This is a genomic window from Salinicoccus luteus DSM 17002 (genome assembly GCF_000712035.1).
In the GTDB taxonomy this organism is placed as follows: domain Bacteria; phylum Bacillota; class Bacilli; order Staphylococcales; family Salinicoccaceae; genus Salinicoccus; species Salinicoccus luteus.
In genome coordinates this window covers 621,180-640,297 of the sequence record NZ_KL544008.1, presented here as the reverse complement: position 1 = coordinate 640,297, position 19,118 = coordinate 621,180, and the positions used below count along the sequence as shown (strand labels likewise).

The following is a 19,118-nucleotide window of genomic DNA, read 5'->3' as shown; positions in this document are numbered from 1 at the left end:
AGAAAATTTTCATTCGGTATTTTGATGCTATTCGCTTACTTTGACCATGCTCGGACGGATGACCCTGTCCTTCAGCATATAGCCCTTCTGGAACTCCTCAATTACGATTCCGTCTTCTTCATCGGAAGCTTCCGTCATCACTGCCTGGTGATAGTTCGGATCAAATGCCTGTCCGACGCTCTCGATTTCCTTCACATCATTTTTCATCAATGTGTTGACGAGGTCGTTGTAGACCATCTCGACACCTTTGAGGAGTGAATTGAAGGATTCGGAATCGCCTTCGATCTTGAGCGCACGTTCGAAGTTGTCTATGATCGGGAGCAAATCCTCGACGATGTCCTGGTTCTTGTACTTGTTGTTAGTTTCCATTTCCTGGCGGTTCCTGCGCTTGAAGTTTTCAAATTCCGCATAGAGTTTCAGGTACTTGTTCTCTTCTGTTTCCACCTGTTGCTTCAATGCTTCAATCTCTTCCTCTTTCGCTTTCAGTTCGGAATCTTCTTCGTTTCCGTCCGCTTCAATGTCCACTCCGTCTTCGGATGATTGGTCTTCGCCCTGAACCTTCTCCGCTTTCATATCTTCTTCAGAAGTGTTTTCCTCATGTTCCATCTCTTCTTCAGAAACCTGCTCCTCAAGCTCCTGATTCAATTCTTCTTTGGTTTTATTCTCCGTCACTGCGATCACTCCTTTTTATTTCCTGGTTCCGTATGGAGTACATCAGCCGGATGACTTCCTTGTACCCCATTATCTCAGGACCAATTATCATAAGATTCCCACTCATGCCATTGACGTTGAAATTAGTCGCAATGACCGAGATGGAATCATAATCCCGATTCAGCTCATCACTGAAATATACGTCGACCCCATCTATTGTATTGAGATCGATGATATCATTCAACTGATCCGATTCCATATCATCATACAGCAGCTGTAATGTACTGATATCCGTGCTGATCTGGTGGATCAGATGATTGAAGCCCGAATGTCCGACCACCTGCTGCGGCTCGCCTATTCCGTCAATGACCGCGTTGATGATGCTTGATTTGAGAGCGCCGAGCTGACGTCTGACCCGCATCGCATGGATGATGGACGGCAGGCTGCTCACGGGTTGTCCATATGAGAGCAGGTTCATTTCATTACCAAGCTTCTCAAGCTCTGGAACAGTGACATTTCCATCCATTTCAACCGGTATTTTTCTGATGGTTCCCGACTCAAGGACGATGATAAGGAGTAGTGTATTTGTGGTGATGGGTGTCAGAAAAAGACCTTTGACTATCTCATCCTCTTCGGCCAATGAAACCTGTGTCAGATACTGGGTCGTATTGCTGATCATATCGGCCAGGGAGCGGCTCATTTCGTTCCTGTCCATATCCCCGCCCGCTTCCGGGATGATGTTGAAGTTCAGCTGGTCTTCGGATTCGCCGATCTGCTTATTGAGCATATTAATATAGAAGCGCAATGCCTTCCTCGAGGGAATCCTTCCCGCTGATGTATGGGGTTTGGTAAGGAAGCCGTCTGCTTCCAGCTTGGCCATTTCATTTCTTACTGTTGCCGAAGAGATGTCAAGTCTGTACTTTTCAATCAGATGTTTGGAACTGATCGGCATCATAACCTTCAAAAAGTCATCGACTATTGAAAAAAGAATGATCTCCTGTCTTTGGGTTAAAATTGACATCACCTCATTAGCACTCTATATCCTTAAGTGCCAATATTAATTTATCAAAATGGTCAAAGTATGTCAATCCTTATGTTCGATAATTGCTGAAAACCGTTTTCTAGAGGAGGAACTCCATAAAGACGGTGTTCCCCACCAGCCGTCCCTTCTCTGTCAGCGAAATGAATCCGTCCTGTTCCTCAAGATGTCCCTTTTCGATTTCCTGCTCAATTACAGTGCCATATACATCATCCATCGGCCGGTCGAACTTCCTGTTGAATCTGGCAACTTCGACACCCCTGTTCATCCGCAGCCCCAGGAACATCTCCTCTTCCATCCTGGCCTTCTCATCCAGCGGCAGCGTTTCCTTGACGACGCTGCCGGACTCCTGCATGGACTGGATATAATGGTTGACCGGCTTGATATTGTAGTACCTTGTACCATCGACATATCCATGGCTGCCGGCTCCGGCACCATAGTAGGATTCGTTCAGCCAGTATGTCTTGTTGTGGGCGGATTCGTACTGTGCTGTCGAGAAATTCGAGATTTCATACTGCGGATAGCCAAGCTTCTCCAGGGATTCAATGATATGGAAATACTTCTCCCCCTCCGCTGAATCGTCATCCACCTGCATCCTGCCTTTCCTGATCTGGTTGTAGAACACGGTATGCGGTTCGATGATCAGGGAATACCAGGAAATGTGCTTGGGTTTGAGGCGCTCGACGTGGCGCAGGCTGTCTTCTATATCTTCCATCGTCTCCCCGGGCAGGTTGTACATCAGGTCGAGCGAATAGTTGTCGAGACCGATCTTCTCCATGTGACTGATGGCGTTGAATATATCGTCGTAGCCATGGGAACGGCCAAGCACTTTCAAAAGATCCTCGTTGAACGTCTGCACACCGAGGCTGATGCGGTTCACACCGAAGCTTTTCAGGACATCCAGCTTTCCGGGAGTCAGCTCGTCGGGGTTGGCCTCGAATGTGAACTCATCAGTCACCGTGAATTTCCCGGTGACCACTTCAAGGAGGCGGGCTAGCTGCGCCTCCGTCAGTGCCGTGGGTGTCCCCCCGCCGACAAATATGGTCTTCATGCGGTCCTCCTCGATCATTTCAATTTCCCGGATCAGTGCATCCAGATAGTCGTCGACCGGCTGGTTTTTGATCAGTACCTTGTTGAAGTCACAGTACGTGCATATGCGGTTGCAAAAGGGTATATGAATATAAAGACTCTCAACCATTTTTTCACTCCTTTCAAAAGTAAAAGCCACTTGATAGTGGCTTTTACTCTTCATCCATCTTAAGTACAGAAAGGAATGCCTCCTGAGGTATCTCGACATTTCCGACTGCCTTCATTTTTTTCTTTCCTTCTTTCTGCTTCTCAAGCAGCTTGCGTTTTCGGCTGATGTCTCCCCCGTAGCACTTGGACAGCACGTTCTTGCCCATCGATTTGATGTTCGTCCGCGCAATGACCTTGTTTCCGATTGCCGCCTGGACCGGCACTTCGAACTGCTGGCGCGGAATGAGGGTCTTGAGCTTCTCCACGATATTCTTGCCCCGGTCATATGCGAAGTCACGGTGGACAATGACACTGAGTGCATCGACCTTCTCGTTGTTCAGCAGTATGTCCATCTTGACCAGTCTGCTTTCCTGATAGCCGATCAGTTCATAGTCGAATGAAGCGTAGCCCTTCGTCTGGCTCTTAAGCTGGTCAAAGAAGTCGAATACGACTTCCGACAGCGGGATCTCATAGATGATGTTGACACGGATGTCATCCAGATAGTCCATATTGATGAAGTTGCCGCGCTTCTTCTGGCAGAGTTCCATCACAGCTCCGACATAGTCGCTTGGGACCATGACGGTGGACTTGACGTAGGGTTCTTCGATATGGTCCACCTTTTGTGGATCCGGCATTTCAGCAGGATTATCCACTGTAATCACAGAGCCGTCCGTCATGTACACTTCGTAGATTACTGAAGGGGCGGTCGCAATCAGTTCGATGCCGAATTCACGCTCGATGCGTTCCTGGACGATTTCCATATGGAGCAGTCCGAGGAATCCGGTACGGAAACCGAATCCGAGCGCCTGCGATGTTTCCGGCTCATAGACGAGGGAGGAGTCGTTCAGCTCGAGCTTCTCAAGCGCCTCGCGCAAGTCGTTGTATTTCCCGGTATCAATTGGGTAGATTCCACAGTAGACCATCGGATTCATCTTCTTGTAGCCTTCAAGCGGTGTTTCCGCCGGATTGTTGGCCAGAGTGATCGTATCCCCGACGCGGGAATCGCTGACATTCTTCACAGATGCCATGAGATAGCCGACATCTCCAACGGTCAGTTCCTTAACAGGCAGCGGCTTTGGTGTGTTGATGCCGACTTCAGCCACTTCAAATTCCTTTCCGGTCGCCATCATCTTGATCTTATCCCCAGGCTTTACCGTGCCTTCCATAATACGGATGGAGGAGATGACTCCCCGGTATGGATCGAAGACAGAATCGAAGATCAGTGCCTTGAGCGGTGCGGAGGGATCCCCAGCCGGTGCAGGGACCGTTTCAACGACACGCTCCAGTATCTCCTCGATGCCGATGTTCGCCTTTGCCGATGCATGGATGGCCTCGTCCTTGTCGAGTCCGATGACATCCTCCACCTCCTGGGCAATCCGGTCCGGGTCTGCTGCAGGCAGGTCGATCTTGTTGATGACAGGTATCAGCTCGAGATCATTATCCAGTGCCAGATACACATTGGCAAGTGTCTGTGCTTCAATGCCCTGTGCCGCATCCACGACAAGCACGGCGCCTTCACACGCCGCAAGAGACCTCGAGACCTCGTATGTAAAGTCGACATGTCCCGGTGTATCGATCAGATGGAAGATGTAGTCTTCCCCGTCTTTGGCAGTATATTTAAGCTGTACCGCATTCAATTTGATTGTGATGCCGCGCTCACGTTCCAGATCCATCGAATCCAGGAGCTGCGCTTTCATCTCCCTTGATGTGACGGACTTGGTGTTTTCAAGAATACGGTCTGCGAGTGTACTCTTGCCGTGATCAATATGGGCGATGATTGAAAAGTTCCTTATTTTTTCCTGACGTTTCAAACGCTCTTGATCATTCATATATCTTCCAACTTTCTCTTATTAGACAGTGGTTGTATTATAACAACAAACATAATTTCATTCAATTCATTTTCCATTTATATTGCATAACGGCGGGATATTTGGTAAAATACTTTTTGTTGCAATAAAAGTTGTACAACTACAAGGTGGAGGTGAATGCAATGCCTAACATTAAATCAGCAATCAAAAGAGTGAAGACTACTGAATCCGCTCATAATCAGAACATTGCTCAAAAAAGTGAGATGCGCACAGCTGTCAAACGCGCAATGACTGCTAAAGAAAATAATTCAGAAAACGTTGAGACACTCGTTTCAAACGCTGTGAAACACGTAGATAAAGCTTCCAAAAAGAACTTGATCCACGGCAACAAAGCAGCACGTATGAAATCCAAGCTCATGGCAAAATAAGACCTTCCACAGGAAGGTTTTATTTTTTTGCCGAAAATGAAAACCGCCCCCTTCGAACGCTTCTGGAGGGGGCGGTTTCTATATCTCCATAATGAAGAGTTCAAACAGGCTCTGCCTGTCCAGGTAGCTGGATTTGAACTTGTAGTCGATGTCCCGGCACTTGACCATTTTGTGTTCAAGCTCTTCCTGGCGGTACTTCCTGACTTCACGGCTTGCCAGCTTCACCCTGTATGGATGAACTTTGAGTGATTTCGCAATGGAGTCCCCCTGGTAGCCTTCCCCCTGCATCAGCTTCACCTGGTACAGGAGCCTAAGCTGGCTGATGATGAGGTGCAGGAGCTGCATCGGCTCTTCATTCTGCAGAATCAGCACCCTGAGCAGCCTCACGGCCTCCGCCTTCCTGCCCGAGAGTATGAAGTCCGTCAGTTTGAAGATGTTCTGCTCCAGGCTGACACTCACAATCTCCTGGACATCCCCTCTTGTGATGGTCTCCTCCACATACAGGAGGAGCTTCCCGAGTTCGTTGGTCACATGCTCATACTTGATGCCGACCAGTTGAATGAAGAGGTCGAGGGCGTCGGGTTCCAGATGGACTCCTGCATCTTCCGCTGCACTTTTTATATGGCTGCGGACTTCCTGCTCGGTCATCTCACTGATTTCAGTGACTTTTCCTTTCGACTTCATCAGTTTGGTGATCTTCTTTCTGTTATCCAATTGTTCACTGTATACTTTGAAGATGACGAGGGTATCGTCATTCTTATTATTGATATATTCCACGAGCAGGTCGATGTTGTGCTCGACTTCCGAGCGCACTTTGGCCCCGGTGAAGGAGAATGCATCCTCCACGATGATGGCTTTCGCATCGGACAGGAAGGGCAGCGTCTGGGCCTCTTCTATGATTCCTTCAACCGGTGTCTCTTTGTAATTCAGGGTGACTATGCTGAAGGCATCCGGGTCTTTTACATAGGATTGAGCCAGTGTTTTTGCCTTTTCGGAAATCCTCATGGTATTGCTGCCGTGTATTAGCTGTAATCGTTCCATTTAAAGTCACTCCTGTATTAATTGTAAATCCATTATAGCTTTTTTATAATAAATATCCTATACTATTAGTGATATGTTTAGGAGGTTATCTCATGAATAAATTCGAAAAGCATGTACAATCAAAGAACAATGATGTTGTTGATTCCGGACTCGGCTTCATCGTCGGATTCCTTGGGCTTACTGCAATCTATGTTGTAGCCCAGATCTTCCAGATTGTTGCCGGATAAAAGAGCTGATCATTCAGCTCTTTTTTTTATGCAGTGATTGCGCGACGGATCGAGCTTCGTTTCGACACACATCCGCCCGCCCTTGATCCTGAAACGCACCATGCCGAGTTTTGAGGTATCGAGAAGCTCCATATCCTGCGCCCGCTCCACTACTTCATGGTGTGGATGCCCGTATCGGTTGCCTGCTCCTGCGGATATCATTCCATATGTAAAGTCGGTATTGGCAATGAAGTATTCCCCTGTCGAAGTGTCTGAGCCATGATGGGCAAGCTTCAGCACGTCACCTTCTATCCGTCCTGCCTCCGATACCCATAACCGCTCCATCTCTTCATCCGTATCCCCTGTAAAAAGGAAGCTGTATGCCCCAGTCTGCACCTTCAGTACGAGGGAATTCCTGTTTGGATCATCATCCCGGTGTTCAGGACCGGGGAAAAGCCGCGTGATGTCGATATCCCCCACCTGCAGCTCCGTTGCCTGCAGCGCATCTATAACCACACCTCCAGAACCATCCGGCATGCTTTCATGCCACTCATTGAACCCGGGGTCATTGGGGTTTGCATATATGTGCTCCACCGGTACTTTCCCGAGGATGTGATGTGCCTCCCCTACATGATCCAGGTCGAAATGCGACAGGATTATCATATCAATGTGGTCGACCCCCGACTCCTTCAGATACGGCAATACGGTCCGATCTGAAAGCTTCTGTCCCGCTTCCCTGTAGTAGTACTTGCCGCCCGTATCGATCAGAAGGACGGAGTGGTTCCGATGATCCTCGATGACAAAGGCATCTCCCTGACCGACATCCACCATTGTAACAGTAAAATCATCTTGAGGAATACGGTCGATCAGAAATATTGATAGAATGAAGCATGCTGAAAGCATCAGGAATTTCCTGATCTGTCTGAGGCAGAGCGTCCGCATCATCCAATAGGAGATGAGGGTCAGCAGGATGAGCCAGAATGGTCCCAGATTGGCGACCGCAATGCGGTGCTCCATACCATTTGCAATCAGTGTGATGGCTCCCTTCAACGCCGTAAAGACAAACGCATAGGCCATATCGGCGACTTCCGGCAGATGGATGAAAGCCATGGCATTGAACAGGATGACCATCGGGAAAATCAGAGAGGTGAAGAGGGGCACAAAAATCATGTTCATGACAATGCCGCTGATGCTCACTTCGTTGAACTGATGAAGCAGGATGACCAGTGTTGATATTTCGGCGAGCAGCGTGATGCCGAGCAGTTGGGTAAAGAAGCTGGCACCACTCCAATAATAACGGCTCAATATGATGACGAAAGTCGTTATATAGGATAGCTGAAATCCTGCATGGAACACGATCCATGGATTGATGATGATCTGTATCAGTGCCGAGAGTGAAATGACAGAGAGATATGGTTTCTTTCTTGTAAATGAAACAAGGAGCAGCGTCACCGTCATAAATACCGCACGGAAGACGCTCGGACTGAAGAAGTTGAGGCACAGGAACATCAGTAGTGCGGCAATCATCAGCAGCTTGATTGATGTGATGTCCAGCCTGAAACGGTTCAGTACATGAAACAGTATGGCACTGATGAAAGCCACATGGGTGCCCGAGATGACATAGAGATGGTAGATGCCGAGTTTCTGGAGGGCATCGAAGAGATCCGAAGTGATATATGCCTTGTTGCCGATCGAAAGGGTAAGTATATCGAACTTGTAGTCATGGTCTGTCGCTGCAAGGACGGTTTCCATATATCGATCGCGGATATCGGCAAGCCGCATCCCCCATGTCCTCACCCCCTCCGCACAGAGCCCTGGGTCGATCGATGCTGCGTAGATCCGCCCATCCAGATTATTGACCCTCATATTCATCAGGTCGTCCTTCTTGATGAAGTTTCTCTGTTCGTCCGGCACCGTCACTTCGAAAGGGCCCGAGCACTCTGCACCGATCGGCAGCTTCTCCGCCTCCTCAAGATACAGATCATAGCGCCCCTCGTCGTGTGCCACAGTATGTGCGATGCCATCCTGAGAATATTTATATCCAGTGACCGTCAGCGTGTCGATCATGCCGGGAGCCTGTTTTTCAGGCAATATAAAAACAGCCATTGCGACAATGACTGTTGTTCCAAGATGAAAAAGCAGGAATGCCTTCCCCTTCATTTTTCTATGGCATATGAGGCTTGTGAAAAAGACGAAAAACACTCCCAGAATCGGCTGTCCATGCAGGATATATCCATTCAGCACCGAGAGGAGTATGAGAAAAAGGATCATGGCTGCTTTTCAAAAGAATCAATGATACTTGCCCTGTCGAAATCGATGCGTTCATAGTGGACTCCCGTCTTGTCCAACAGTTCCAGGGCATACGGATGGTTCTTGTAGTCCTCAGCGTAATATATGTAGCTGATGCCTGCCTGTATCAGGGATTTCGTACAGTGCACACATGGGAAGTGTGTAACATAGATGCTCGCGCCTTCCGTTGATACGCCAAACTTGGAGCACTGCAGCAGTGCATTTATTTCAGCGTGAATGGTTCTGATGCAGTGGCCACCTTCAACGAGGCAGCCGACATCTATGCAGTGGGCCTCACCCGATACGGACCCATTGTATCCCCCGGCAATGACCCGGTTGTCCTTCACAATCGTCGTTCCCACCTTCAGCCGCTCACAAGTAGAACGGAGGCTCAGCAGATGACTCTGTGCCAGGAAGTACTGGTGCCAGTCTATTCTCATTTTATCCCTCCTCGTCATTTGTTCATTAATCTATTGTAATATATGGCTCCAGACTTTCAAATGTTTTATCGCCGATACCGGGTATATTCTTGATGTCTTCGAGCTTCATGAACAGCCCCTGCTCCTCCCTGTAGTCGATGAAGAGCTGCGCCTTCTTTTCCCCAATGCCATTCAGTGTCACCAGCTCCTCCACCGTTGCGGTGTTGATGTTCACCTTCGCTGCTTCCTCTTCGCCCCCAGGCCCTTGCACGGCAGCAGGATCGACGCCTTCCGCCTCTCCTTCGACAGGGACATAGATGACCATCTCGTCCGTGAGCTTCATGGACTGGTTGACGGTGAGGAGGTCGGCTTCCGTTTTCAATTGGGCCATTTCCAGCACATTCTTCACCCTGGCATCAGGTGGCAGTTCGAACACCCCGGGATACTTCACAGCCCCTTTTACTTCCACAAAAATGGTCGCTTCCTCAACCATCATCTCCTCAGGGGATGGCTCTTCAGTGGACGGCTCCGGTTCATAGGCCATCACCTCCACATTCTGCGCAGGGGATAGCAGTGCATATGCCGCTGCTGCGAACAGCAGAAGCGCACCGCCACCAACAATCCAGATTTTGTACTTCTCCCATATTGTCCTGATATCCATCATTCCGCCTCCTCCATAAAAAAGCTCTTTCTATGTATATGGAACGAAAACGGCATTTTGATTTTTTTCAATGTCGAATAAATAAAAAAACTTGAGAAATAAAAATGACCCGGCTATACAGCCGGGCCAATAGTCACATCTGTTTTTTCTTCAAAACATAGAATACCCTGTCAGACACTTCAGTCACGGCATTATCCGGATCGAAATCGCTGAATGCAGTGTCTATGATGAACCCTGACCTGTCAATCAGCTGAAGCATGTCCTTATGTGTATATGTCCGCTGCACGTGGGTTTCCTGCACTTTACGGTAGAGATCCGATGCCCCCTCCTCCTTTATGAAGAAGGTCATATCATGGATGACCGAAAGGGGTGCCTCCCCCTGGATGGCATTCCATATATAAGTGATGTGCTCAGTCTCATCACTGTATGTCATATCATTGAAATCATTGGTCATTTTGAAGACGCTGTGGATATCAAATATGAAGAGGCCGCCCGGCGTCAGATGGTCATGGACGTTTCTCAGGACATCCAGCACCTCTTCGCCATTCCTACAATAGTTGAGTACATCGACGGTTGCAGTTGCCATATCAAACTGACTGCCAAGATTGAAGTCTTTCATATCCCCTTGAACGTACGCGACCGTTCCAGCACTTTCCTGCCTTGCGACATCGATCATCATATCAGACTGGTCCATTCCGGTAATTTCATTGAACGGGAGCTGGACCGTCAGCCTCCCTGTACCACAACCGATATCGATTACAGACTGGCGTTCACCCTTGAAGTGGCGGATGATGTCAAGCCACAGCCCATAGGGCATATCATATGTCAGTTCATCATAATAGTGGCTGAAAAGCTGGTAGACGGGCCTAGACTTCAACACGTTCACCATGCTTGAACAGACGTTCAAGGTTGTAGTAGTCACGCTCCGGCTTATGGAAGACATGTACAACCACGTTGTTGGCATCTAGCAGAATCCATTTTGCGTCCTTGTACCCTTCAACGAGAAGATCCATACCATTCTCCTTGCAGACATCCATGACTTCATCAGCAATCGCCTGCACCTGTCTGTCCGAATTTCCGTGGCAGATCAGGTAGCAGTCGGTGACGCTGCTCGTGTCACTTACATCAAATTTCATGATTTCCTCTGCTCGTTTATTATCACATGCTTCAATCAGCATGTTGACTAGATGTTCAGTATCCATACAGTCACTCCTTAACCATATTATAGTAGTTCAGACACTCCACCGTTCTGTGATAGACCGCCCGGTCCTTCGAGACCAGGTGGAGCACGTTCGACTTTGTAATCTCATATATTGCAAGATCCAGGTTTTTCATTTCGAATACGATATCGCGTATCCGGTCGACACCGGGCTGAGTCCGTTTCGGTTCGATGTAGTCGGCAACATAGATGATCTTTTCATTCAGGGACATATGGCTTCTGCCGGTCGTGTGGTTCATAATTGCCTGGTAGATCTCCTCATCCAGAATGCCATGCTCCTCCCGCATCTTGACTGCGGCCACTGGGCCATGCAGTACTTCGGCTTTGAAGCTCAGCAGTTCGGGGTCGAGTTTATAGTTGGTTACGTACTGGTACATTTCTCCCAGTTCATCATATTTGGAGAAATCATGAAGGATGCCGGCCAGAAAACATTTATTGGCGTCCCCACCATATATTTTGGCCATTTCAATCGCTGTTTCAGCAACCCGCTTGGAATGCTTGTAGCGTTTCTCGGGCAGTTTGTCCTTTACAAGAGTGATGGCTGCCTTATGCTTCATACAGATGATTCTCCTTTACATACTGATACACTTCGGGGTCGAGCTGGTGGCGGACGATTTCGCCCTCCCTGATGCGGTCCCTGATGATTGTGGAGGATATCTCGATTACCGGCTGGTTGATTGTAATGAACCGGTCATCGCTGATCGGCTCACCCGAATACCGGTCCAGGATGACGAAGTTCATGAGGGCGAGCAGTTCCTCATGCCTATGCCATTTTTCAAAACTTTTGTATTGGTCTGTGCCGATCAGGAAATATCGTTCATCCTCCGGGTATTTTTCCTGCAGGTAGATGGCGGTATCATACGTATAGCTGACACCTTCCCGGGTCATTTCCCAATCGTCGATTTCCATGAATCCATAATCCCTGATGGCGAGATCCAACATATTCAGCCGATGGTCATCCCGGGTCGGTGCACTCGTTTTGAGCGGAGACTGCTTCGCGGGGATGCAGACCACCTTATCGAGTCCCAGTGAAATTTTGGCTTCAGCAATCGCATGGATATGCCCGGGGTGGACCGGGTCGAAAGTTCCGCCAAAAAAACCTATCTTCATGACAACTCAATCTTCTTGTTCTCTTTTGACTCCCTGTACAGGACGATCGTATTTCCAATGACCGTGACAATATGGCTGTTTGTCCCTTCACTGATCTGAGACGCAATATTATCCTTGTCTTCAAGACAATTCTGCAGGATGGAAATTTTGATCAATTCCCTTTTTTCAAGCACATCGTCAATCTGTTCCAGAAAGTTATCATTAACCCCGTTTTTCCCGACCTGGAAAATGGGATTGAGATGATGAGCTTGTGATTTGAGCTGCTTCACTTGACGTGAAGATAATTTATTCATGATTTACCTCCGATATAATCTTCATATTTTTTATTTACTGCCTCGTAGTCTCCCTTTTCACCTGTCCAGATGCCATATGCATCCATGGCCTGGTGGACGAGCATCGGCATGCCATTCATGTAGTGTCCATCCGGGAAATATTCAAGAAACTTCGTCTTCTGCGGCTTGTAGATCAAATCCACTCCGACTGCACTTCCAGAAACCAGTGTTTCAGGAATATCCATCTCTTTCAGAAGGTCTTCCCCCTTCATACCGACGGGTGTAGCATTTATGATCGCATCAAACTCTTCGGCTCCGGTGATGTCTGAGATCAGCATGGGTTTGAAGTCATCAGCTTTGAACTGTTCGAAACTTTCCATACGCCGCGCTGCAATCGTCACGTCGTCTCCGTTATTGGCATGCGCCCGATGGACGGCTTTCGCAGCGCCGCCTGCCCCGATGATCAGCACGCGCCGCGCCGCCTGACCGAATGCATCCAAAAATGCATGCATATAGCCGGTGATATCGGTGTTGTGGCCCGTCAGTATATCGCCATCGACCGAGACTGTATTGACTGCCCCGATCTTCTGTGCATCCTCGTCCACTGCATCCAGATATGAAATGATCGCTTCCTTGTGTGGAATCGTCACGTTGAATCCCGAAAGTTCCTTCGTTGCGATCAGATCCCTGATATGCAGCAGATGATTGGGATGCACGGATAGTGCGGTATAATTGTCATCTGTGCCCTTTGCTTCAAAATTCGCATTGTGGATGAGGGGGGACAGCGTATGGGAGATTGGATACCCTATTACTGCATAATTACCCATTATACCCCACCTTTAAAGATTGTCGGTCTTGAAGTGACGTCGATGCCTTTCGGTACACGGACCGCCACCTTCACTGCGGCCCCCACACGGATGAATGCCAGACCACTGATCGAAATGTCGCTGTCCTCTTCGATATCAAATTCGAAAATTTCATATGACTCGCTCAGATAGGCCGTATCGAGCTCCGGTGGTGCCAGCAAGGTATTGAAGTGCTTCTCATAGAAAGCCTCGGCATTTTCCGTCTTGGTACGGTGGATGTTCAAGGCGTGGTTTGTATAGACGATGAAACTGTTTCTGTCCCCGTCTACAAAATCCAACCGTGCGAGATTGGATATGAAGAGCGTCTGCTGTGAATCCAGCTGGAATCCCTTCGGTTTGATCTCCTTGACCGGCGTGATATGTTTCAGATCCCCGGTTTTGACATAATGGGCCATCTGCGAGTCCATCACTACACCTGGAGTGTCATAGATGAAAGCATTCTCATCCAGGGGAATGTCAATCAGATCGAGCGTCGTGCCCGGGAACCTGCTCGTAGTGATCACTTCCCTGTCTCCGGAAGTGTTTTCGATGAGCCGATTGATCAGGGTGGATTTTCCCACATTCGTCGTGCCCACTACGTAGATGTCCTTACCGTCAGCATAGCCGGACAGCTTGTCCACGAGCTTGTCAATGCCTTCGTTCTTCATGGCACTGACCACTACAGTGTCCACGGCTGTGATGCCTGCTTCGCTGAGCATCTGTTTTGCACGATGCACCAGACGGCCGCGGTTGACTGATTTCGGCAGCAGGTCGATCTTGTTGATGACGGCAACCACCTTCTTGTCACCGACGATGCGGTTGAATGCCGGGATGAGGCTGCCATGGAAATCGAAGACATCGATGACTTTGACGATCAGCCCTTCGGTCTCATACAGGGCATTCAGCATGGTCATGAATTCTCCTGAATTCACATCTATATCCATCACTTCGTTATAATGCTTCAGACGATAGCACCTTTTGCATATCGGTTCTTCCTTGTCCAGCCCGCTTGCCGGTATGAATCCAGGTTTGTTCTTATCCTCAGTCTGCAGCTCAGCGCCGCAGCCGATACATTTTATAGATTCCAAATACTAGTCCCCCCATTGGATTAGACCTTTACGGTCGAAATATTTCATGATGATGCGTTCAATCCTGCGGTTGACGATGGTCGCCCAGCCATCCCTGTTCTTTACAGGTACGACGAGTATGCTCTTCAGGCCGGCACGGTTCGCTCCGAATACATCGGTAAGCAGCTGGTCCCCGATCATGACGGTCTCAGCGCTGTCCATTCCCATCATGTGCACCGCTTTCCTGTAGGAGCGGCCAAGGGGTTTTCTTGCCCTGAATATATACTCGATATCATGCGGGTCACAGAACTCACTGACCCTGAGCCTGCTGCCGTTGGAGACGATGGTCACCTTTATGCCATTGTCCTTCATCGTCTTGAACCACTGCAGCACCTCATCGCTTGCATCCGGTTCATCAAAACCCACAAGTGTATTGTCGAGATCGGTGATGACGGCACGGATGCCGCGATCCTTCAGATACTGGGGTGTGATACCGCGAAACTCCTTGAAATAGTCACTGGGAAGGAAATATTTTTCTAACAGCTTCAATATGCGCACTCCTAATGAGTTTTTTTATATTCTACCACAAAAATAAAAGCCCCTTAAAAGATTAAGGCGCTTTTTGTGTTATTCAATGATTTCATTATCTTCTGTTTCAGTATCCCTGTAGATGAGGAAACCGATAACGACTGTAATGATGATTGAAATGATCATAAGAAAAAGCATGGATTTTCCCTCCTGATTACAAGTCCTTCAATAATGATTTTACAACTTCGGATGAATGAACACAAGCTTTGGAGAGAAATTCTTCATAAGCCATATCCGCCGTGTCATCCGCCCTGTCCGATATGGAACGGATAATGACGAAAGGTGTGGAATACTGATAGCATGTCTGGGCAATGGCGGCCGACTCCATGTCAACGGCCATTGCCTTCCTGAAGTTTTTGGTGATCTTCCCCTTCTGTTCACTGTTGCTTATAAACGAATCCCCGCTGACGATCAGGCCACCGTGGCCTTTGATGTCCGGAAGTGAAGAAATCGCTTCAAGCGTCAGTTTGACGAGTCCCTTGTCCGCAATATAGAATTTTGGCATGCCGGGCACCTGCCCAAGTTCATAGCCAAACTCGACGGCATCCACATCATGATGGAGTACCGAGGTGCTCACGACCATACCCGTCACATCAAGGGTGCTGGACAACGCACCAGCCACACCCGTATTGATGATGATGCGGACATTGTAGCGTTCTATCAGCAGAGCTGTGATCATGCTGGCATTGACTTTGCCGATGCCGCTTTCAACCAATACGGCATCCTGGCCGACCAGGGTACCCCTATACACTTTCGCATGGGCAATCGTATCCGTCGCCTCGATATCCATCCACTCCTTGAGGATATCGATTTCAGGCTCCATGGCTCCGATAATGCCGATGATGCCCTTAGTCAATAGACACGATCTCCACTTTCATCTCGTTGCCGTTCGGGAGCGGTACATTCACGGAATCATTGAGCTTTGCACCAAGCAGTGATTTCGCAATCGGTGATTCATTTGAAATCTTGCCTTCAAATGGGTCCGCTTCGGCACTGCCCACAATCTGATAGGACTCCTCATCTCCGTCCGGAAGCTCTTTGAATGTCACCGTCTTGCCGATCTGTACCATATTGTTGTTGCTGGTGTCCTCGATGATTTTCGCATGACGCAGCATATCCTCGATTTTGGTGATTTCCTGTTCCACGAATCCCTGCTCGTCCTTCGCTGCATCGTATTCGGAGTTCTCGGAAAGGTCACCGAAGCTTCTTGCCACTTTGATCTTCTCCACCACTTCCGGGCGCTTTACCGTTCTCAGGTGCTCGAGCTCCTCCTGCAGCTGTTCATATCCACTTTGTGTCATCGGAAATTCTTTTTGTATATCCATCGTAATCCTCCATAAATTGATAAGTTTTTTTAAAATCGTCTATTCATTGAGCAGAGTGCGGATCTTGGTTGTGATCAGGTCGATCGCCACGTTGTTCTCTCCGCCTTCTGGAATGATGATATCGCTGAAACGTTTGGTCGGTTCTATGAACTGCAGATGCATCGGCCGGACGACATTCAAATACTGGCTGATGACCGAGTCCATGGTACGCCCCCGCTTCTCGATATCCCGCTTCAACCGTCTCAGGATGCGGATGTCGGAATCGGTGTCCACATAGAGTTTGACATCCATCAGATTCCTCAGATCTTCATTCTCAAGCGCAAAGATGCCCTCTATGATGATGACATCCTTCGGCTCGACCTCTATGGTTTCGTCACTCCGGGTGTGTATTTCATAGTTGTACGTGGGTATTTCCACCGGCTGGCGGTCGATCAGCTGCCTGATATGGGATATCAGAAGATTGTTGTCGAAGGCGAAAGGGTGATCATAGTTCGTCTCGAGCCTCTCTTCAAATGTCTTGTCACTCTGGTCCTTGTAGTAGTAGTCCTGTTCGATCAGAACGACGCTGTGACCATTCAGGGCTTCCATGATTTTGCGGGTCACTGAAGTCTTTCCGGACCCGGAACCTCCAGCAATGCCTATGACTGTTGGTCTTTTCATCTGCGTTCTCCCTCTTTGTCCTTAGTAATAACAAGCAGGCCATCGCCCACCGGCAGGAATGCCGAGGATACATCTGATTCTGCGATGGCCCTGTTGAAGCTGTCGACCTTCTCCTTCATTTTTCGGGTGCCCCTCGAGGTGATTTCCTCCTCGGTGACGAGGCCGCGAAGCAGTATATTATCGACGATGACCAGGCCGCCCGGTTTCACGAGCGGCAGGTACCGTTCATAGAAGCGCTGGTTGTTCCCTTTTGATGCATCTATAAAAAGCAGGTCGAAGGGCGCCCCGCCCAGCTGATCGAGCGGAATCTCCTTGGCATCGCCAAGCAGGCTTCTGACCCTGCCCGTAACCCCGTACCGCGCAAAGAACGTGTTTGCCTGCCTGTGGGATGCCTCGTCCTTCTCAAGCGTCACAACAGAGACGTCCTTGTCCACAGAAAGCATATGCATTGCACTATAGCCTATGGCGGTCCCCACTTCAAGCACATGTCTGGCCTGCGCCACTTTCATATAGTGCTTCATCACATTCAGTGCATCTTCATCCATGATCGGCACGTGATGCTCGCGCGCATATTCAAGCATATCCGGAAACAGTTCCGGATATGCATTCAGATTCCTTACATATTCGTAAATGTCCATATTCCCCACCATATACAAAAAATACAACTGATAACTTCCGTTATCAGTTGCTTTATTTATCACAATTCATAGTAGCACAAATCATTTTACTTGAAAAGGTGCTTTTTGTCTTTAGTTGTTGTTGATATACTGCTCACGGTTTTCGACATGCTCCTCGAAAGTCTCAGCGAAATGGTTGTTGCCTTCGCTGTCCGCAAGGAAATAATAGTAGTTGGTGTTGGATGGATTCATTGTACTCTGGATGGACTCCATTCCCGGAGAAGCGATCGGTCCAGGCGGCAGTCCCGTATTGATATAGGTGTTGTACGGATCCTCCACCTCAAGGTCTTCGAAAAGCGTCCGTTCCTGATGCTCGCCGAGGGCGTACAGTACGGTCGGATCCGTCTGGAGCGGCATGCTCGGGCTTTCCGACATCCTGTTCAGGAAGACGCTCGCAATCTTGGAACGGTCCGCAAGCGACGTCGCCTCTTTTTCAACCAATGATGACAGTGTCAGGAATTCATGGAAGGAAAGATCCCTCGATTCCCCTTCAAAATTGATCGAATAGCCATTGCTCGACTGGAAGACGCTATAGCTGTTGCTTCTCGTCGCGTCGAGCATCTGTCTGACGAGTGCTTCGATGTCGGGCTCCTCTTCTGTTATATCATAGGTCGCCGGATACAGATAGCCTTCAAGCGGATACTTGATATCATCGGACAATATGTCCTCTGAAAGCATATCCGGATATTCCTCAATCAGCGTATTGATGAAATCCTCATCCTGCATCAGCTCCAGGAAGCGGTCACCGACGATCGGCAGCTGCTCATCCGCCTGTTCTGCGATCTGCTCGATGGCGTATCCTTCAGGTATGGTCAGTCTATGGAGCACTTCCTGATAGATTCTGCCCGTTTCCAGCGTTTTGGCGATCTGTTCGAAGTCCATGGACGGCGAAAGTTCATAGTCTCCTGCATGATAGTTGGTGATGCTGTTCAACTTGAGGAAGTATTCGAACATGGTGCCGTTCCTGATGATCCCCTCATCTTCCAGCTGGTCACCGATCATGCCCGCTGAAGAACCCTGTTCTATCGTCACTTCCTTCACCTCAGTCGAATTCGGATCCAATGGTTCGGAACCCGATTTGATGTACATGTAGATGAAGAATGCAATGACGATGAAGATGACAGCAAGAGCAGCAATTACGAATAATGAAAGGTAGGATGAAACATTCTTTGAAAATTTTATATCTTCGTATTTACTCATATATGACTCCTATCTTAAAAATAGCTTCCAATTGATATTGGAAGCCATTCCCTGTTAACTGAAAAAATCTACTCTTCCGGATCATCCATCCGGGTATTTACAACCTCTTCAATCATATCCCATTCCTCATCCGTCTCAACAGGCATGAACTTGCCGCCTTCGCCGTCTTCATCCGGCATGTTGATCATCGGGATAAGCTCTATTTCTTCATCATCATTGGAGAAGTTGCCTTCTTCAGCAAGAATCACATAATCCTTATTGAACTCCGGATGATGAAATTCAAGCATCTTGCGGTAGAGGACCTCGTTGCCTTCCTCATCATACAGCGTAAGAAGTTCTTCTTCCATGTTGAAATCCATTTCTTCCTGACTCATAGT

At 48.6% G+C, this 19,118-nt stretch carries 24 protein-coding genes; 2 read left to right on the top strand and 22 right to left on the bottom strand.

What is annotated here, in order from left to right; genetic code table 11:
• Window positions 1-27 precede the first annotated feature (27 nt).
• The 4 genes from grpE to lepA form a co-directional block, all read right to left on the bottom strand.
• Entirely contained in the window at window positions 28-672 is a 645-nt protein-coding gene (gene grpE, locus BO53_RS0113025; RefSeq protein WP_031549000.1) for a nucleotide exchange factor GrpE, read from the bottom strand.
• A complete protein-coding gene (locus BO53_RS0113020; RefSeq protein ID WP_037342232.1) occupies window positions 659-1,672 on the bottom strand; it encodes a hypothetical protein in 1,014 nt (337 codons plus the stop codon). The genes grpE and BO53_RS0113020 overlap by 14 nt, the downstream gene beginning before the upstream one ends.
• A gap of 100 nt (window positions 1,673-1,772) precedes the next feature.
• Window positions 1,773-2,888 carry a radical SAM family heme chaperone HemW gene (hemW, locus tag BO53_RS0113015; protein ID WP_031548996.1) on the bottom strand — a complete coding sequence of 372 codons (1,116 nt, stop codon included), beginning with the start codon at window positions 2,886-2,888 and terminating at the stop codon, window positions 1,773-1,775.
• A 43-nt stretch (window positions 2,889-2,931) separates the two neighbouring features.
• Window positions 2,932-4,755: a translation elongation factor 4 gene (gene lepA, locus BO53_RS0113010; protein ID WP_031548994.1), complete on the bottom strand. Its 1,824-nt coding sequence runs from the start codon at window positions 4,753-4,755 to the stop codon at window positions 2,932-2,934.
• 161 nt (window positions 4,756-4,916) lie between these two features.
• On the opposite strand from lepA, the gene rpsT reads away from it, so the two are divergent.
• Entirely contained in the window at window positions 4,917-5,162 is a 246-nt protein-coding gene (gene rpsT / locus BO53_RS0113005) for a 30S ribosomal protein S20 (protein WP_031548992.1), read from the top strand.
• A 78-nt stretch (window positions 5,163-5,240) separates the two neighbouring features.
• Here rpsT and holA read toward each other — a convergent pair whose 3' ends face one another.
• Window positions 5,241-6,203, bottom strand: coding sequence for a DNA polymerase III subunit delta (gene holA, locus BO53_RS0113000; protein WP_051683121.1), 963 nt, complete (start codon window positions 6,201-6,203; stop codon window positions 5,241-5,243).
• 92 nt (window positions 6,204-6,295) lie between these two features.
• Between holA and BO53_RS13795 the strand changes: the two genes are divergently transcribed.
• Window positions 6,296-6,430, top strand: coding sequence for a YqzM family protein (locus tag BO53_RS13795; protein ID WP_084185055.1), 135 nt, complete (start codon window positions 6,296-6,298; stop codon window positions 6,428-6,430).
• A gap of 9 nt (window positions 6,431-6,439) precedes the next feature.
• Here BO53_RS13795 and BO53_RS0112990 read toward each other — a convergent pair whose 3' ends face one another.
• From BO53_RS0112990 to BO53_RS0112905, 17 genes are all read right to left on the bottom strand, one after another.
• Complete coding sequence (locus BO53_RS0112990; protein ID WP_031548988.1) at window positions 6,440-8,680, bottom strand: DNA internalization-related competence protein ComEC/Rec2; 2,241 nt, start codon at window positions 8,678-8,680, stop codon at window positions 6,440-6,442.
• Complete coding sequence (locus BO53_RS0112985) at window positions 8,677-9,138, bottom strand: ComE operon protein 2 (protein WP_031548986.1); 462 nt, start codon at window positions 9,136-9,138, stop codon at window positions 8,677-8,679. Before BO53_RS0112985 ends, BO53_RS0112990 begins: the two co-directional genes overlap by 4 nt.
• A 25-nt stretch (window positions 9,139-9,163) precedes the next feature.
• Window positions 9,164-9,778 (bottom strand): helix-hairpin-helix domain-containing protein, encoded by a 615-nt coding sequence (locus tag BO53_RS0112980; RefSeq protein WP_051683120.1) that lies wholly within the window; start codon window positions 9,776-9,778, stop codon window positions 9,164-9,166.
• Window positions 9,779-9,911: 133 nt separating this feature from the next.
• Window positions 9,912-10,700, bottom strand: a complete 789-nt coding sequence (locus tag BO53_RS0112975; protein WP_245608242.1) for a class I SAM-dependent DNA methyltransferase — start codon at window positions 10,698-10,700, stop codon at window positions 9,912-9,914.
• Window positions 10,645-10,980, bottom strand: coding sequence for a ribosome silencing factor (rsfS, locus tag BO53_RS0112970; protein ID WP_031548979.1), 336 nt, complete (start codon window positions 10,978-10,980; stop codon window positions 10,645-10,647). Before rsfS ends, BO53_RS0112975 begins: the two co-directional genes overlap by 56 nt.
• A 4-nt stretch (window positions 10,981-10,984) precedes the next feature.
• On the bottom strand, window positions 10,985-11,554 hold the full coding sequence (yqeK, locus tag BO53_RS0112965) for a bis(5'-nucleosyl)-tetraphosphatase (symmetrical) YqeK (RefSeq protein WP_031548976.1): 570 nt from the start codon (window positions 11,552-11,554) through the stop codon (window positions 10,985-10,987).
• The gene (gene nadD, locus BO53_RS0112960) at window positions 11,544-12,107 is read right to left on the bottom strand and encodes a nicotinate (nicotinamide) nucleotide adenylyltransferase (protein WP_031548973.1); all 564 of its coding nucleotides are present in this window, start codon (window positions 12,105-12,107) and stop codon (window positions 11,544-11,546) included. Before nadD ends, yqeK begins: the two co-directional genes overlap by 11 nt.
• On the bottom strand, window positions 12,104-12,400 hold the full coding sequence (yhbY, locus tag BO53_RS0112955) for a ribosome assembly RNA-binding protein YhbY (RefSeq protein WP_031548970.1): 297 nt from the start codon (window positions 12,398-12,400) through the stop codon (window positions 12,104-12,106). Before yhbY ends, nadD begins: the two co-directional genes overlap by 4 nt.
• A complete protein-coding gene (gene aroE, locus BO53_RS0112950) occupies window positions 12,397-13,206 on the bottom strand; it encodes a shikimate dehydrogenase (RefSeq protein WP_031548968.1) in 810 nt (269 codons plus the stop codon). Before aroE ends, yhbY begins: the two co-directional genes overlap by 4 nt.
• Window positions 13,206-14,312: a ribosome biogenesis GTPase YqeH gene (gene yqeH, locus BO53_RS0112945; protein ID WP_031548965.1), complete on the bottom strand. Its 1,107-nt coding sequence runs from the start codon at window positions 14,310-14,312 to the stop codon at window positions 13,206-13,208. The genes aroE and yqeH overlap by 1 nt, the downstream gene beginning before the upstream one ends.
• Window positions 14,313-14,315: 3 nt before the next feature.
• The gene (locus tag BO53_RS0112940) at window positions 14,316-14,840 is read right to left on the bottom strand and encodes a YqeG family HAD IIIA-type phosphatase (RefSeq protein WP_031548961.1); all 525 of its coding nucleotides are present in this window, start codon (window positions 14,838-14,840) and stop codon (window positions 14,316-14,318) included.
• 193 nt (window positions 14,841-15,033) lie between these two features.
• Window positions 15,034-15,723, bottom strand: coding sequence for a 5'-methylthioadenosine/adenosylhomocysteine nucleosidase (locus tag BO53_RS0112930; protein WP_031548958.1), 690 nt, complete (start codon window positions 15,721-15,723; stop codon window positions 15,034-15,036).
• Between the two features lie 4 nt (window positions 15,724-15,727).
• Window positions 15,728-16,204 (bottom strand): transcription elongation factor GreA, encoded by a 477-nt coding sequence (gene greA / locus BO53_RS0112925; protein ID WP_031548955.1) that lies wholly within the window; start codon window positions 16,202-16,204, stop codon window positions 15,728-15,730.
• A 39-nt stretch (window positions 16,205-16,243) separates the two neighbouring features.
• Window positions 16,244-16,864, bottom strand: coding sequence for a uridine kinase (gene udk / locus BO53_RS0112920; RefSeq protein WP_031548951.1), 621 nt, complete (start codon window positions 16,862-16,864; stop codon window positions 16,244-16,246).
• Complete coding sequence (locus BO53_RS0112915; RefSeq protein WP_031548948.1) at window positions 16,861-17,502, bottom strand: O-methyltransferase; 642 nt, start codon at window positions 17,500-17,502, stop codon at window positions 16,861-16,863. The genes udk and BO53_RS0112915 overlap by 4 nt, the downstream gene beginning before the upstream one ends.
• 111 nt (window positions 17,503-17,613) lie before the next feature.
• Window positions 17,614-18,741 carry an endolytic transglycosylase MltG gene (gene mltG / locus BO53_RS0112910; protein WP_031548945.1) on the bottom strand — a complete coding sequence of 376 codons (1,128 nt, stop codon included), beginning with the start codon at window positions 18,739-18,741 and terminating at the stop codon, window positions 17,614-17,616.
• Between the two features lie 68 nt (window positions 18,742-18,809).
• Window positions 18,810-19,115, bottom strand: a complete 306-nt coding sequence (locus BO53_RS0112905; RefSeq protein WP_031548942.1) for a DUF1292 domain-containing protein — start codon at window positions 19,113-19,115, stop codon at window positions 18,810-18,812.
• Window positions 19,116-19,118 lie beyond the last annotated feature (3 nt).

Coding starts and splice junctions, on each gene's coding strand:
- BO53_RS0113020 (WP_037342232.1), bottom strand. CDS start 1,672: ATGTCAATTTTAACCCAAAGACAGGAGATCATTCTTTTTTCAATAGTC.
- hemW (WP_031548996.1), bottom strand. CDS start 2,888: ATGGTTGAGAGTCTTTATATTCATATACCCTTTTGCAACCGCATATGC.
- lepA (WP_031548994.1), bottom strand. CDS start 4,755: ATGAATGATCAAGAGCGTTTGAAACGTCAGGAAAAAATAAGGAACTTT.
- rpsT (WP_031548992.1), top strand. CDS start 4,917: ATGCCTAACATTAAATCAGCAATCAAAAGAGTGAAGACTACTGAATCC.
- holA (WP_051683121.1), bottom strand. CDS start 6,203: ATGGAACGATTACAGCTAATACACGGCAGCAATACCATGAGGATTTCC.
- BO53_RS13795 (WP_084185055.1), top strand. CDS start 6,296: ATGAATAAATTCGAAAAGCATGTACAATCAAAGAACAATGATGTTGTT.
- BO53_RS0112990 (WP_031548988.1), bottom strand. CDS start 8,680: ATGATCCTTTTTCTCATACTCCTCTCGGTGCTGAATGGATATATCCTG.
- BO53_RS0112985 (WP_031548986.1), bottom strand. CDS start 9,138: ATGAGAATAGACTGGCACCAGTACTTCCTGGCACAGAGTCATCTGCTG.
- BO53_RS0112980 (WP_051683120.1), bottom strand. CDS start 9,778: ATGGATATCAGGACAATATGGGAGAAGTACAAAATCTGGATTGTTGGT.
- rsfS (WP_031548979.1), bottom strand. CDS start 10,980: ATGGATACTGAACATCTAGTCAACATGCTGATTGAAGCATGTGATAAT.
- yqeK (WP_031548976.1), bottom strand. CDS start 11,554: ATGAAGCATAAGGCAGCCATCACTCTTGTAAAGGACAAACTGCCCGAG.
- nadD (WP_031548973.1), bottom strand. CDS start 12,107: ATGAAGATAGGTTTTTTTGGCGGAACTTTCGACCCGGTCCACCCCGGG.
- yhbY (WP_031548970.1), bottom strand. CDS start 12,400: ATGAATAAATTATCTTCACGTCAAGTGAAGCAGCTCAAATCACAAGCT.
- aroE (WP_031548968.1), bottom strand. CDS start 13,206: ATGGGTAATTATGCAGTAATAGGGTATCCAATCTCCCATACGCTGTCC.
- greA (WP_031548955.1), bottom strand. CDS start 16,204: ATGGATATACAAAAAGAATTTCCGATGACACAAAGTGGATATGAACAG.
- udk (WP_031548951.1), bottom strand. CDS start 16,864: ATGAAAAGACCAACAGTCATAGGCATTGCTGGAGGTTCCGGGTCCGGA.
- BO53_RS0112915 (WP_031548948.1), bottom strand. CDS start 17,502: ATGGACATTTACGAATATGTAAGGAATCTGAATGCATATCCGGAACTG.
- mltG (WP_031548945.1), bottom strand. CDS start 18,741: ATGAGTAAATACGAAGATATAAAATTTTCAAAGAATGTTTCATCCTAC.
- BO53_RS0112905 (WP_031548942.1), bottom strand. CDS start 19,115: ATGAGTCAGGAAGAAATGGATTTCAACATGGAAGAAGAACTTCTTACG.